Annotated in this window: 12 protein-coding genes and 3 pseudogenes; 9 read left to right on the top strand and 6 right to left on the bottom strand. The window is 67.8% G+C overall.

The window, feature by feature from the left end:
• Nucleotides 1–12 precede the first annotated feature (12 nt).
• The 4 genes from ACWBNA_RS37895 to ACWBNA_RS37880 all read left to right on the top strand — a co-directional run bounded on the left by ACWBNA_RS37895 (nt 13) and on the right by ACWBNA_RS37880 (nt 6,686).
• Nucleotides 13–195 (top strand): Ku protein, encoded by a 183-nt coding sequence (locus tag ACWBNA_RS37895; RefSeq protein ID WP_482709079.1) that lies wholly within the window; start codon nt 13–15, stop codon nt 193–195.
• Nucleotides 192–653: a hypothetical protein gene (locus ACWBNA_RS37890; protein WP_482709078.1), complete on the top strand. Its 462-nt coding sequence runs from the start codon at nt 192–194 to the stop codon at nt 651–653. Before ACWBNA_RS37895 ends, ACWBNA_RS37890 begins: the two co-directional genes overlap by 4 nt.
• 1,027 nt (nt 654–1,680) lie before the next feature.
• Nucleotides 1,681–2,238 carry a hypothetical protein gene (locus ACWBNA_RS37885; RefSeq protein WP_482709077.1) on the top strand — a complete coding sequence of 186 codons (558 nt, stop codon included), beginning with the start codon at nt 1,681–1,683 and terminating at the stop codon, nt 2,236–2,238.
• Between the two features lie 503 nt (nt 2,239–2,741).
• Complete coding sequence (locus ACWBNA_RS37880; RefSeq protein WP_482709076.1) at nt 2,742–6,686, top strand: nSTAND1 domain-containing NTPase; 3,945 nt, start codon at nt 2,742–2,744, stop codon at nt 6,684–6,686.
• Nucleotides 6,687–6,936: 250 nt separating this feature from the next.
• Here the strand turns inward: ACWBNA_RS37880 and ACWBNA_RS37875 are convergent, their stop codons facing one another.
• Nucleotides 6,937–8,052, bottom strand: coding sequence for a hypothetical protein (locus tag ACWBNA_RS37875; RefSeq protein ID WP_482709075.1), 1,116 nt, complete (start codon nt 8,050–8,052; stop codon nt 6,937–6,939).
• Between the two features lie 290 nt (nt 8,053–8,342).
• On the opposite strand from ACWBNA_RS37875, the gene ACWBNA_RS37870 reads away from it, so the two are divergent.
• Nucleotides 8,343–8,831 carry a transposase family protein gene (locus ACWBNA_RS37870; RefSeq protein ID WP_482709074.1) on the top strand — a complete coding sequence of 163 codons (489 nt, stop codon included), beginning with the start codon at nt 8,343–8,345 and terminating at the stop codon, nt 8,829–8,831.
• Between the two features lie 1,132 nt (nt 8,832–9,963).
• Here ACWBNA_RS37870 and ACWBNA_RS37865 read toward each other — a convergent pair.
• Nucleotides 9,964–10,128, bottom strand: coding sequence for a hypothetical protein (locus ACWBNA_RS37865; RefSeq protein WP_482709073.1), 165 nt, complete (start codon nt 10,126–10,128; stop codon nt 9,964–9,966).
• A complete protein-coding gene (locus ACWBNA_RS37860) occupies nt 10,125–10,307 on the bottom strand; it encodes a hypothetical protein (RefSeq protein ID WP_482709072.1) in 183 nt (60 codons plus the stop codon). The genes ACWBNA_RS37865 and ACWBNA_RS37860 overlap by 4 nt, the downstream gene beginning before the upstream one ends.
• 209 nt (nt 10,308–10,516) lie before the next feature.
• On the opposite strand from ACWBNA_RS37860, the gene ACWBNA_RS37855 reads away from it, so the two are divergent.
• Nucleotides 10,517–11,254, top strand: coding sequence for a hypothetical protein (locus ACWBNA_RS37855; protein ID WP_482709071.1), 738 nt, complete (start codon nt 10,517–10,519; stop codon nt 11,252–11,254).
• A 38-nt stretch (nt 11,255–11,292) separates the two neighbouring features.
• Here ACWBNA_RS37855 and ACWBNA_RS37850 read toward each other — a convergent pair.
• Nucleotides 11,293–11,498, bottom strand: a pseudogene (locus tag ACWBNA_RS37850) (hypothetical protein).
• Between the two features lie 166 nt (nt 11,499–11,664).
• Here ACWBNA_RS37850 and ACWBNA_RS37845 point away from each other — a divergent pair.
• Nucleotides 11,665–11,874, top strand: a complete 210-nt coding sequence (locus ACWBNA_RS37845; protein WP_482709102.1) for a DUF6207 family protein — start codon at nt 11,665–11,667, stop codon at nt 11,872–11,874.
• Between the two features lie 96 nt (nt 11,875–11,970).
• Here the strand turns inward: ACWBNA_RS37845 and ACWBNA_RS37840 are convergent.
• Nucleotides 11,971–12,396 (bottom strand): annotated as a pseudogene (locus ACWBNA_RS37840) (ParB N-terminal domain-containing protein); the annotation flags it as partial.
• Nucleotides 12,393–12,956, bottom strand: a pseudogene (locus tag ACWBNA_RS37835) (ParA family protein); the annotation flags it as partial. The pseudogenes ACWBNA_RS37835 and ACWBNA_RS37840, both read right to left, overlap by 4 nt.
• Nucleotides 12,957–13,140: 184 nt before the next feature.
• Between ACWBNA_RS37835 and ACWBNA_RS37830 the strand changes: the two are divergent.
• Nucleotides 13,141–13,323 (top strand): hypothetical protein, encoded by a 183-nt coding sequence (locus ACWBNA_RS37830; protein ID WP_482709070.1) that lies wholly within the window; start codon nt 13,141–13,143, stop codon nt 13,321–13,323.
• 119 nt (nt 13,324–13,442) lie between these two features.
• A complete protein-coding gene (locus ACWBNA_RS37825; RefSeq protein WP_482709069.1) occupies nt 13,443–13,853 on the top strand; it encodes a hypothetical protein in 411 nt (136 codons plus the stop codon).
• Nucleotides 13,854–13,873 lie beyond the last annotated feature (20 nt).

The following is a 13,873-nucleotide window of genomic DNA, read 5'->3' as shown; positions in this document are numbered from 1 at the left end:
CTGGTCGCGTTCATGCCGGCCGCCGCCGTCGACCCGCTCCGCATCGGCCCCGGCTACTACCTACAGCCGCAGGGCACCGCCGCCGCCAAGCCCTACGTCCTGCTGCGCCAGGCGCTGGAACGCCGCGGCAAGGTCGCGGTCACGCGTGGCACGGCCGTGAGCGGCTGGGTCTGCTGCGGATCCGCGGGGACGTGATCGCGTTGCATGGCCTGCTGTGGCCGGACGAAATCCGCGACCTCTCCGCCGTGGCACCCGCTGCTTCCCATCTGGACGAAAACGAGATCGCCGAAGCCCTGGTCCTGATCGAGGCCATGACGCTCGACAGTCTCGAAGGCCCGGAGTTCGCCGATCACTACACCGACGCTCTGCATGCGGTAGTCGAAGCGAAGCGGGACGACCGCCAGCTGCCGGAGGCCCCGGCGCCGGCAGCCCGGCCGGGCCAGCTGGTGGATCTGATGGCCGCGCTGCAGCAGTCCGTCGACAAGGCCCGTTCGGCGCGCGGCGAGGCGGGCAACGCTGACCCGTACGAGGCGCCTGCCACGCCCGCAAAGAAGGCCTCGGCACGGAAAACGGCGACGAAGGCACCCGCCCAGACGACTTCCTCGAGGAACACCGGACGTAAGCGTGGCCGGCGAGGTACGCCAGCACGCTGACCTGCCGTGGTCGGGGTCATGGTCGGGGTTGGCGGCAGCGTGCGGTCGGTCTACCTGGTGGTGTGGTCGGGGTCGGGGAGCTCCGGCGGGAAGTGCCACTCCAGGATCTCCACCCACTTGTGCAGGCCGACGGATCCGGTGGTCCCGGCCTGCGCCGCTCGGCAGGGCGGGCCTTGCGGCGGGTGAGGCGTCGGCTCATCAGGGTGCCGGACAGCAGTCGGGCCGCGGACTTCGGCGGCCGGGGCGGTCAGTCCATGTCCGGTGGTGCCGGAGGCGGCGCGGGGCCGGTTGCGTGCCCAAAGCTTGAGGTCGCCGACGCGATAGAGGAGTTCAGCCCCCGCGCTTGCCCGCCGGAGCCGGGAAGTTGTCTTCGCCAACGCGGGCCCGCCCCCGCAGGGCGGCGAGGGATCATCTGTGGCAGGTGGTGTTCGTGGGCCTGGCGCAGTACCACCGCCTGGTCGTCGTCCCGGCAGTCGGCGTCCTCGGCGCGGTGGTGGTGTCGCCGGGGTCGGCGGCGTGGTCTGGCTGGGCGGGGAGAGTGGCCTGTGCGTCCGTCTCCAGGGATAAGCGCTCCAGTCTCCAGTCTCACCTACGCAGCCAGGGAACCCGGTGCGCGACTGACGGCGGTGATACCGCTCTGTGCCCTCCACCGCGGCCGGCGTGCAGCGAAGCGGTTGATAGGCAGTGGGAACAGGGGTGCCAACCAACTCCGCGGCCGCTGCAATCGAGGCATGCACACCGCTGAGCGACCGATCAAAACCACGTCCGCAGTTCCGCAGGCAGATGCAAGGCGTGAGCAGCACAGGAAGCTCGCTCGGCGGTGTGAGCACCGCCAGTGTCTGAAGACAGAAACTCACGGGTCATGACCGAGACGTGGAGCCCGGGACCAGCCGTCCGTCGCCGGCATCGGGCCGTCCCGTGGCGCAACCGCCTGTGTGGACCCAAGCCGGACCGGCCGCGCCCACCCGGCAACACCACCATGGGTGGAGCGACCCCGTCTCACACACGAAGAAGAAGGAGATCAACCATGAAGACTCGTAGGGGCGTCGCTGCGGACTCCTCAGCTGCAACCACATCATCAGCCGGCCGCGTGTGGCCGAGGACGCTGAGACTCGCCGCAGGGGTGGCCCTGGCGACAGGAGCCCTGCTCGGCACGGCAGTCGCACCGGCCCAGGCGTACGCGCCTTACCCGACGGACACCATCAACTACCGCGACACCGACAACTGCCCGTGCTCGATCAGCGATCCGTTCGACGGCACGTACTTCGAGAAGGACGCCGGAGGTTACGCAGCCAAGGTCAGTCTGTACTACGGCGGCTCGTACATCGCCAAGGTGGAGTTCCACCCCTACGCCGAGAAACTCTGGGTGTACGACACCAAGAACGACGGCGACGGCATCTGGGCGGAAGCAGGGTGGTTCGACGGGAGCGGTGCCTACCACCGGACCGGCCCGGTCCGGCCGCCCGGCACGAGCAACGTAATCGACTACAAGATCGTCGACCTGGGCATCGCCGAGGGGACCCACGTCACCGTCGACCTGTACGACGGTGATTTCTTGCTCACGACCGCGGAAGTCATCGCCTGATCCACGGCCCGAGGGGGAGGGACGGCGGTCCAGTCAGGCTGGACCGCCGTCTCCATGGACACCTGCCAGACAAGGGGCACCTCGCGGAAAGCCCGGCCGCCCCTTGGAGCGTGCCAGCACGGTCATCGCGACGCGCACAACCACTCGTCCAGGACCACGAAGTCCGGGTCCGTGAGCCGTGGCGACGGCCGACGCGTGGAGCAGCGCCCGCCCCGGGTGATGCGCGGCCACCCAGATCCGATCGATTCGGCGATCTCGCCGCACCCGCACCCGCACCCGCAGCCCGGCGTGAGGTGGGCAGTTGGGGGGCCGGTCGTTGTCGGCCGCAGTGCCCCGTGTTCTCTGCGGAGGAGGGAACACGGGCACTCCCAGAAAACCGCAACGGGTTCGCAGTGCGCCGGTGTACTACAACCTTGGTCGAGATCGCAGGGAAGCCGATACGGCTTGCCGCACGATCGGGATCGCTGGCCACGTCGTTTCCGCCGCAGAAGGAGAAGCAGAAGATGGGTCGCCGTGAAAGTCCGCTGGATCCCGAGGCCGGTCCAGTCCAGCGTTTCGCCCACCAACTGCGCACACTGCGCCAGGAGTCCGGCGGGACCACCTACCGCGCTATGGCCGAACGTGTCGAGTATTCAGCCCCGACCTTGTCTGAAGCCGCCGCGGGCGAGCGGCTGCCCTCGCTGCGCGTTGTCCTGGCCTACGTGCAGGCGTGCGGCGGGGACGCCCAGGAGTGGGAGCAGCGCTGGCGGCAGGCGGCGCTGGAGGAGGCCGCACAGCCGCCGGGTGATGACGGGGCGGTGGCGCCGTACCAGGGTCTGGCCCGTTTCGAGCCCGGTGACCGCGACCGGTTCTTCGGCCGCGACCGCCTGGTCGCCGACCTGGCAGGCCTGGCGCGCGAGCACCGGTTCGCGGCCCTGGTCGGCACCTCCGGCAGCGGGAAGTCCTCCCTGCTGCGGGCCGGACTCATCCCCGCCCTGCAACACCAGACCTCACCCACGGCCCGGCCAGCGGCCGTCCGGATTCTCACCCCGGGCGGAAACCCCACCGCCCACGCCCACGCGCTGATCCCTCTGGACGGCGACGCGGACACCTGGGTCATGATCGACCAGTTTGAGGAGATCTTCACCCTCTGCCAGCACCCCGCCCAGCGCACTCAGTTCATCGACCTGTTGCTGACCGCCCTGCAGCCCGACAGCCACCTGCGCGTGGTCATCGCCGTGCGAGCGGACTTCTACGGCCACTGCGCCGAACACCGCCACCTCGCCGAAGCCCTACGCGCGGCAAACGTGCTGGTCGCCCCGATGACGCCGGAGGAGCTGCGCGAGGCGATCGTCAAACCCGCCGCAGCTGATGGCCTGGCCCTGGAGCGCGCCCTGACCTCCAGGGTCGTTGCCGATGTCGTCGATGAGCCCGGTGGGCTGCCGCTGATGTCCCACGCCCTACTGGAAACCTGGCGCCGCCGCCGCGGCAAAACCCTCACGCTCAAAGGCTACGAAGCCGCTGGCGGCGTCCACGGCGCCATCGCCCACACCGCCGAACACCTCTACACCCAGCTCTCCCCCGAACAAGCCGCCCTCACCCGCCGCCTCCTGCTGCGGCTGATCACCCCCGGCGAAGGCGCCCACGACACCCGCCGCCCCGCCCAACGCACGGAACTCGCCACCTGCGGGCCCGCACCCGCCGACACCGCCCTGGTCCTGGACCACCTCGCCCGCGCCCGCCTGGTCACCCTCGACGACGACACCGTCGACCTCGCCCACGAAGCACTCATCACCTCCTGGCCCCGCCTGCACACCTGGATCGAACACGACCGCGAACTCCTACGCCAGCACCGTCGGCTCACCGAAGCCGCCACTACGTGGGACCAGCTGGACCGCGACCCTGGAGCCCTCTACCGCGGCACCCAGCTGGCCCTGGCGAAAGAAGCCTTCACGCCCGAACGCCAAGACCACCTCACCCCTGTTGAACAGTCCTTCCTCACCGCCAGCCTCGACACCCGCCGACACGAACAACGCACCGCCGCCCGCACCACCCGGCGCCTCCACACCCTCGCCATCGCCCTGGCCGTCCTGCTCGTCATGGCCATAACCGCCGCCGGTCTGGCCTTCGACCAACGCCAGACCGCCGTCACCGCACAGCAAGGGGCTGTCACCGCGCAGCGCCAGGCGCTCTCACGCCAGCTCGCAGCCCAATCCACCGCCCTACTGGACGCCAACTCCGACCTCGCCTCGCTACTGGCCATCCATGCCTACCGGACCAGCCCCACCCGCGAGGCCACCACCAGCCTCTACGCCGCAGCCGCCCTCCGCCTCCAACACCGCCTCACCGGGCACACCGGCGGCGTGAGATCGGTGGCGTTCAGCGCCGACGGCCACACCCTCGCCACCAGCAGCAACGACACTGTGCGCGTCTGGGATGCGGCCACCGCCCGCACCAAGGCCACCTTCAATAAGTTCATTGGCAGCCCGGCGTCTGTGGGCTTCCGCTCCGACGGCCGTGCTCTGGTCGCTGGCGGGGACCGTACGGTGCGGGTGTGGGACGTAGCGACCGGCCGCACCCTGGCCACTCTCCGCCATGTCCACGTCGTGGAATCGGTGGCCTTCAGCCCCGACGGCCGGACTCTGGCCACCGGCGGTGGCGACGGCACAGCACGACTCTGGGACACAGCCACCGGCAGCACCAAGGCCACCCTCAACAACAACATCGGCTCCGTGACTTCCATGGCCTTCAGCCCCGACGGCCGGACTCTGGCCACCGGCGGTGGCGACGGCACAGCACGACTCTGGGACACAGCCACCGGCAGCACCAAGGCCACCCTCAACAACAACATCGGCTCCGTGACTTCCATGGCCTTCAGCCCCGACGGCCGGACTTTGGCCACCGGCAGCAACGACGGCACAGCACGACTCTGGGACACAGCCACCGGCAGCACCAAGGCCACCCTCACCGGCCATACCAATGGCGCGGCATCAGTGGCCTTCAGCCCCGACGGCACCACCCTCGCCACCGGCAGCGGACACGGCGTAGGGCGATTGTGGGACCCAGTCACCGGCCGAACGCAGGCCACCCTCACCAACAACATCGGCTCCGTGACTTCCATGGCCGTCAGCCCCGACGGCCGGACTCTGGCCACCGGCGGAGGCGACGGCACAGCACGACTCGGGGACACAGCCACCGGCAGCTCCAAGGCCACCCTCACCGGCCATACCAATGGCGCGGCATCAGTGGCCTTCAGCCCCGACGGCACCACCCTCGCCACCGGCAGCGGTCACGGCGTAGTGCGATTGTGGGACCCAGTCACCGGCCGAACGCAGGCCACCCTCAGCAGCAACACTAATAGCGTGACGTCCCTAACCTTCAGCCCCGACGGCCGTACTCTGGCCACCGGCAGCGACGACGGCACAACACGACTGTGGAATGCCACCCGCAGCCGGGCTACCCTCACCGGCCACACAAACGTGGTGACGTCAGTAGCGTTCAGCCCGGACGGCCGCACCCTCGCCACCAGCAGCGAACGCGCGGTGCGGCTGTGGGACGTAGCCACCCGTCACGCCAAGACCGCCCTCAACAACATCGGCAACGTGACGTCCGTAGCCTTCAGCCCCAACGGCCGCACCCTCGCCACCGGCAGCGACGATGACGGCAGCAGCGACGGCAGGGCACAACTGTGGAACCTGGCCACCGGCCGCAGCCAAGCCACCCTCAACAGTTCCCAGCACGACGTTGAGTCGATGGTGTTCAGCCCGAACGGCGACACCTTGGCGACTGGCAGTAGCGACGGCACCGTAAAACTTTGGAACCCAGCCACCCGCCGAAACAGAGCCACCTTCGATGGCCAAGGCTCCGTAACCTCGTTGGCCATCAGCCCGGACGGCACTGTCCTCGCCGTCGGCGGCCACGGCGAGATGGACCCCAACAGCCAGATCGTCGGCGTGACGCAACTGCGGGACCTCGCCACGGGCCGCACCTTCGCCACCCTCAGCGGACACACCGCCGGCATCATGGCCTTCAGCCCCGACGGCAAAACCATCGCCACCGGCGGGACCGACGGCACAACACGACTGTGGGACGCAGCCACCGGTCGCCCCAAGGCCACCCTCAACGGACACACCAGCAACGTTACGTCCGTGGCTTTCAGCCCGGACGGCACCACCCTCGCCACCGGCAGCGACGACGGCACCGCGCGACTGCGGGACGTAGCCACCGGCTACACCCGGGCCACCCTCACCGGACACACCAGCAGCGTTACGTCCGTGGACTTCAGCCCGGACGGCACCACCCTCGCCACCGGCAGCGACGACGGCACCGCGCGACTGTGGGATGCGACCCTGCCCGACCCCGCCGGAACGATCAGCGAGATCTGCCAGGCCGTCAACCGCGACCTCACCCCGCAGGAACGGTCGGTGTACCTCCCCAGCCAGACACCCAGCCCTGCATGCACAACCTGAACCCCGGACCTGGCCGGAGGGACAACCGAGAGCATGACGGGTGCCCCCGTCCACCCGTTCCCCCACGCCACCGAACCCAGGTCAACGGGACAGCCGGCCTCCGACGGTGCGGATCGCCACGACCGGGTCAAGGGCACTCTTTGAGCATCGCTCCGCGATGGTCTTCGGCCACCCTGCACGGCCCTCGGAACCAAGATGAGACACCAAGGGACAATCAACCATCCGGTAGCTAGATCGCACACACGGTGGGTCATTCCCCGCGGATGTGCCACCTGCCGGTCGCGGGATGCCACACGAGGCGCACCCTGCCCTGGTCCGGTCTGCGGACGGTCAGCTCGTCCATGTCGAGGGACGACAGGGCCCGCAGTGCCTCGTCCGAGGCATTCGACCACACGAAGAGGGTGATCCCCGCCTCCGCGTCGTCGGCGACGAGGAGGCCGGGTTCGTCTTCCCCGGCGGACTCTCCGACGGGCCCGCCAGCCGGTTCGATCGCCTCGGCCGCCGGTGCTGGCTGCTCGTTCCGGCGCAGCATCCGGCGGACGAGGCCCCTGGCCTGCCCGTAGGCATCCTCGGCAGCCTTGGCGACGAGTGCCTGGATGAAGGGCACGACGGCGGTGGTGACCAGCGCGGTGACGGCGACGGTGGCGAGCTCCGGACCGGCGCCAACCGGTTGACGGAGTCCCTCCTCAATTTCCCGGGCGCGCAGAACCTCGTGCGTTTCCCGCCATGCTGCAGCTTCCTGCTTCCGCCGGAGCTTCTTCAGTACCTCGGCCAGCTGCCAGGCGCCTTGCACCGAGCCCGCCTCGGCCTCCGGCCTCACGCACTCCTCCGCCTCGCTCAACCGCCCTTGCCTCGCCAGCAGGTAGGACAAATCGGTACGCACGTAGGACACGCCGTGGTCGATGGCCATCCGGTACCAGTGCTCAGCATCGTCGGGCCGCTTCTGCTTCTCGGCCAGCCTTGCCAGAGAGGTCATCGCCCATAGGTCCCCGCCCTCCACTGCGCGCCGAAGCCAGAACTCCTGCTCCTGGGCGCTAATGCCGCTCTTCCCGCCCATGGCCCGCACCGCCTCGGGCCAGCCCGCCTGCGCGGCACGCCTGCACCAGTCGGCCGACCTGGCCTCATCGGCATCACCATTCGGGTGCCTGTTGACAGCGCGGTCCCAGTAGATCCCGCTCAGGCGGTACATCGCCTCGGGATCCCCAGCCTCAGCAGCAGCGAGCAGCCACCGCTCGGCGAGCTCCCGGCTGACACCGGATTCGTAAAGGTGCTTGCCGAGAGCTTTCATCGCCCCGACGTCACCAGCATCCGCAGCCAGCTCAAGGTTCGGGTCCGGCTCCCCCCACAGCAGCCTCGGCACGGCCATCTGTCCCTCCTCATCCGGCGCCCCGCCACACGCTTCCAAAGTGGCTGGTCTTCACTGTCTCCCACCACGTCCTGCCGCTCCAAGTCTCCCTTTTTACAACGTGACTTGGGCTGAGCTCGTCCTGCGAAGACATGGTGGGGCCGATCCTTCCGAAGCGACGGCACGGTTAAGCCCGCAACCAAGTGGCGTGAAGAGTAGGGCTGGGGATTTTCACGGCTCTGGCCGCAGTTCCGTGAATCCCCAGGTCAGCGAGGTGAACGAGGGATCGTTTCGGCAGAGTATGTCCCGGCATGGCGAGTGAGACGGTCGAGGCCGTGCTGTTTCCCGGGATTGATGTGCGAGTGGAGCGCGTCAGCGGCTCCTGCGACGTCCTGATAGTGGCGGCGGTGTCTACCGCTCGTCCGGGCCGGTGCCCGGACTGCCGGAATCAGGCGAGGCGTATACACAGCACGTACCGACGTGCTCTGGACGAGCGGCCGTTGAGCTCTCGCCGGGTCGTCGTCCGGCTGCGGGTGCGCCGGTACTTCTGTGATTGGAAGAGCTGTTCCCGCAGGACGTTCGTGGAGCAGGTGCCGGGCCTGTCCGAGCGGCACTGCCGTTCCAGCGCGGGGCTGACGGACTGGCTACGGCCGGCGGTGCCGACCTCGATGCGCAGTTCCTCGCCGGCCCTGCGTTCGGTGACCTTGCTGCCCGGCGGCAGGACACGGACGCGGTCGCTGGCGCCCTGCTGGGTGAGGCGGGCCAGCTGGACCTGCGTCCTGCCGCGGATGCACTGGTAGAGCAGCCGTGCGCCCAATATCGCGCCCAGTGCCGCTAACCCGACTGCTGTCTCTGGCAACCTGTCCCCCTCGATGCTGCTTGCGGCGCCCGGTGCGCCCGTCACATCAAGGGAGTGCTGGCAGGGTCGGAAACCGTGACATCGGGCTTGGTGTGACGTGCGTCTCGTGCCTGAAGGGCCTGTCAGTCGCTCTCGCATCAAGGCTCTGCCGGATGGGACTGAAGTGAAGCTCCGTGAGTTCCTGTCCACCAACAAGAGCAGGCGCGCGAAGCTGACCCGTTCAAGATCCAGCAACTCGCTGGGCTCGGACTGGAGTGGGCGGCGTAGGACGGCCCATCCCGGATGGGCGTCTGGGGCCTACCCTGGGGAGCGCCCGGTCTCCGGGTGTCAGGTACGCCAGAAGCCGCACGCACGGGCATGCGTGCGGCTTCGAAGCCGCCTTGAGGACTGGTCAGCTCCCTAATGCGCTTAGGGAGCTGACCGCCCACTTCCAGAGCGGCGACTCCGGCAGTTTGCTTGTGTAGTAGACGGCGGCTGCCGCCTCACTCCACAACGCCACTGCCTGGCCCAGGACCCCTATCCGGTGCGAGTCCGGTCGGCGGTGACGACCTCGCATTCGACTCACCTCCTTTCGGAGGCGCTCCTGCCGCTGTAACGGCAAGGGGCCAGACTTCCCGGCCCGCGGGACCGGGAAGTCGCGTGAAGTGAGGTGCCACCGACCGCCGGGCGGAATCGTTGCACAGATCGGCCGTGCGGTAGCCCGGCGATTACTGAGCGTATAACCTTTGAATCCCAGGCAAGTGCGGGAGCTGACCCCTGTTTCGCAAGCCGCAGCCATCGGTGTGACACGGCGTTTGCTGACCCGCATGGCGTGCGCGTACGCCGCGTAAGATGTTACGCACTGTTCGTATATATTTACTGCCTGTAAGATTTACGAAAGGTCAAGTAAGGCTCGTACGAGCAATCGATTTGTGGCCTGTTCCGCTCAGTAGTAACTCGCCGTCGTCACGCCCTGTTGGATTTAACGCATGGCAGTTCTGGACTACCGCTCACTGGGTCACCCACTGCCGACCGAAACGTATCCAATGCGGTTAACCTGTGTCTTTTCGCCAGCAGTTTGCCGATCAAGCCCTCTAGCTTTCGGGCATGGACGGCACCGCGGTGCCCGAGCCGCTGCGCCGCGTGGTCCCGTCACGCGAGGACGGCGGTGACGAGCGCCTGGTACGAGCGCGGTCCAGCGGGAGTTCGGCGTCGAGCAGACCGTGGGGGTCGCGGAGCGCGGTGTGAGCTCCGCTCATCGCTGCCTCGCCGCATCGTCCTGGCCGCCGTCGCTCGGGGCGGCGGGGACGGTGGTGGCGAGGAAGCGGGCGTAGCCGCGGTCGGCTCGGGCGATCAGCGCCAGGGAAGGCCGGCCGAAGGCGGGCGGCTGGAGTCCGCGTCCTTGTTCTGCGGGTCCGGCGGGTGTGGGTGCGCTCATGGACACCGCCTCCGGTGCTGGGTGCGTCGGTGGCGTTCGACGCTGCGGAGGCCGCCGCTCCCCAACGATCTGCGGGCTCGATGCGGGGTCGTTCGGCTCAAGTTGCCCTCCGACTGAGGGCAACTGTGGAAACCTGATCCGTCAGGAGAGACTCTCTGCCCAGTCCGGGGCAGCCAACTGGGGGTGACGGGCGTGTCTGAGGTTCCCCTGTGAACACCGCCCTGGCAGCTCTGGCAGCGGCAGCAACTTCGGTCGTAGTGACGGTGTGCTCGATCTTTCTGAGTGAACGTCAGCAGCGGCGCAGGGAGATGCATGGACAGCGTCAGGAATTGAATGCAAAGTACCTGAACCCGCTCCGGTTGCACTTGGTGGAAAACCACTTCAGGCTGTCAAGAATACGAAACCACACCTCGACCCGTGGACCGGACGCTGGGATGCTGGTCATCGAGGAGCCGGCAGACGTGTCCGCGAAGGATGCCGCTTGGTTCACCGGACCCGGTTGTGCGCTGATGTCGTCGGTTTACCTGACGTCCTGCCTGTTTGCCCAGCTCAAGAAGGTTCGGGAGGATTTCCCCTACCTTCGTTTGTCCGCGACGGACGACACCCGCCTCGCGGCGCTGCTGCTGCGCGTGCAACGAGGCTTCCTCGTCAACGGCGGTGTCTACTACGTGACACAGCCGAGTATCGGCGAGTCGGTATGGGTCCGCGGCGACGAGCGTCTTCTGACCTACCGCGAGTTCTGCGAGAAACTCCAGGACCCAGACTGGCGAGTATGGATCGACCGGTTGATCGTGTTCTACCTAGACACCGCACGCGGTGAGAAGACGCAGCGGACGGAACGCCTGCTTGCGGCACTTGCACAACTCTCCGAGTTCCTCGACGACTGCGTTGGCGGCGGTAAGTCGATCGAGAGCAGGGTGCAGGCTGAGAGCAACTCCCCGCTCTAGACGGAGCTATCAGCGGCGGTCGCACAAGGCGCTGCGAACTACCCCGCTGATACCGGCACCTGCCGCATCTCCGTGACCAGAAGTCCCAGCATGCGGAAGCGGGCCAGCAGACCGAACAGGTGCGCCTCGTCGATGACAGCCCCGTACAAGACCGTGTGCTCTCCCAGCGTCGCAATTTCCAGCTCGGGAACACCTCAGCAGCTTTCTCCGGGGCAGGACCGCAGACCCGGAATGCATAACGCACGCTCTCGCTCCTCCAAGGACACACCCATGCTGGCCCCGGCCCCGGCCCCGGCCTCGGGCATCACCCGCACGGGGTGAGCCGGTCAGCGTAGGCCCGCCGACGACTCGGTTGAGTGAACCTCGCAGGAGCGCAGAACCCATTCGGAGCGACGCCGCGTACTGCCAGGCTGAGGCATATCAATGACGCGCATGTGGCCGTGCCGGGCCTGGCCGTGGTGGAGGTCGCAGCCGCCGATGACGAGACCGCCTTCGCGGTCCAGGAGCCGCTCGCCGCACGGTGGGCGACCGCGGCGGCGGACCGCCCGACCCGGGATCCGGGACAGCCCGGCATCCGGCTGCGCTGTTACCTGGACGTACGCCAGGAGCTCCACTCGTAGCACCGGACCAGCACAGGGCTGAGGAGGAGCCGCAGCGTGCTGCCCTGCCGTGGTCGGGCCGTGGTCGGGCCGTGGTCGGGGGTGCGCGCGCCACTGGGCGGACTCCAGGAGCTCCTCCGACGTGCCGCCTTGTTCGTCACTGACCATGACCTTGAGTGCGGCGAGCCCGGCTTCGCGGGCGGCAGCAAGCCGGCTGCTGCCGTCGATGACCACGTGGGTGGCGTCTGGTTCGAGGTCAGCTTCGCGGTCGGGGTTGGCCTTGATGTAGGCGTCTCGGTTCATGACCGTGATTGCCTACTTCTGGCCATGTGTCTGGAGTCTGCCTGCAAGGTCGGTAAGGTCACCGAGGCTGGAGCGGGGGTTGTCAGGGTTGGGGCTGATGCGGTTGAGGGGGAGCTTGGTGGGCGCGGCGACACCGTCGGTGGTGACCCCGGTTGCGGCGGCGACGGCTTGCCGATGTGCGCTGACTTGGCGCACTCCCCCGCCGAATCGGCCGCTGCCCAGCTGGTCGGCCTTGCTCACAGCACCTCCCTGGCAAGGGCGCGCATGCCGACGGACTGCTGCGATTTTGGCGCGTAGGACAGCAACGGCTTCTTCACGCGGACTGCTTCCTTCTGTTCCTTGAGGTCTCCGATGAGCCCGACGACCCGCGGATCCTTTATGTCGACCCCGCCCTGGAGGGATGACGTGGCGATGTAGCCGCGGCGGGAGTCGTACAGGTTGACGACGATTCCGAGGTAGTCGATGTCGACCTTGAGGTCGTTACGCAGGTCTTCGATCTGCGTGGTGAGAAGTTCGTAGGCGTCTGCGGAGCTGTCCTCGGCCTGGACGACAATGAGGGCGCCGGACTGTCCGGGCTTCTCGTTGTCACGGCGGCGGCCGTAGTAGGCGGCAGCGTCCATGCTCAGGCCGAGGCTCGGGGGGCAGTCAACGATGATTACGTCGTAATCATTCTCGACTGGGGCAAGGGCGGACTCGCGGGCGCGGACACCGGACAGGCGCACGCCGAGCAGGAAGGCGTCGTTGCAGGCGGGCAGCAAATGCAGCCGGCCGGCGAAGCTGTCGTCATCTACGAAGACGATGTCCTGAAGAGGGCGGCCTCCCGCCCCTGGCGAGCGCGAGCGCGTCGGCAGCCGCAAATCGTCCCTGGTCAACGCAGTTTGGCCACACTAAAGAAGTTGCTTGACTCAAGTAATAGATACATGGTTACCTAACTCAAGCAATCAAACCGCAGCTTCTCCCTAATCCTCCCCAAAGGAAACTCCCATGAAGGCTCTGCTCTCCTCCCGCCGCGCCCTGTGGTCCCTGTTCCTCTTCAACTTCAGCGTCGCCGCAGTCGCACCCTTCGCCATCGACGGCACACAGGGCCTCCTGACCAGCGCAGGCATGGGCGTCGTCTCCCTCGGCGCGGGCGTCGGCCTCCTGCGGAGTCGTACGCAGCGAGCCTGAACGCCTCTCCTTTCACCCCGCCTTTTTTCGCAGGGATCGAGACCGACTTCCCGGGCTGCGGGCCCGCGCCACCAGGCCCGCAGCCACGTACTGAACCCACCTGAGAAGGGACCACCCCCATGGCTTCGAACCGCCGAGGCGGACGCCGCACCGTCGCCCTCGTTACCACCATGGCCGTCGTCACGCTGACCGCCGGACTCGTCACCGGCTGCGATCCCGACAGCATCGACGGCTCGCTGGACTGTCTCCGGAACGCCGACACGATCGGCGACAGCCTCAAGACCATCCATAAGGCCGGCCTGGACGCGGCGAACGACCCCACGCGGACCGAAGAATCCCTCGACACCATCGAGAAGAACCTCGACAAGATCGACGACAAGACGGACAACGACAAGGTCAACGACGCGGTCGACGACCTCAACAAGGCGATCGCCGACTACAACAAGGCCATCCTGAACGGCGACACCGACCCGGACTCCAGCAAGATCGATGCCGCGGCCGACGAACTGAAGAATGTCTGCACGTCGTAACGGGGAGGGCCTGGGCTCAC

The organism is Streptomyces sp. Q2 (genome assembly GCF_056820935.1).
The sequence above is the reverse complement of the archived record's forward strand: the minus strand, read 5'-3'. Positions and strand labels throughout refer to the sequence as shown.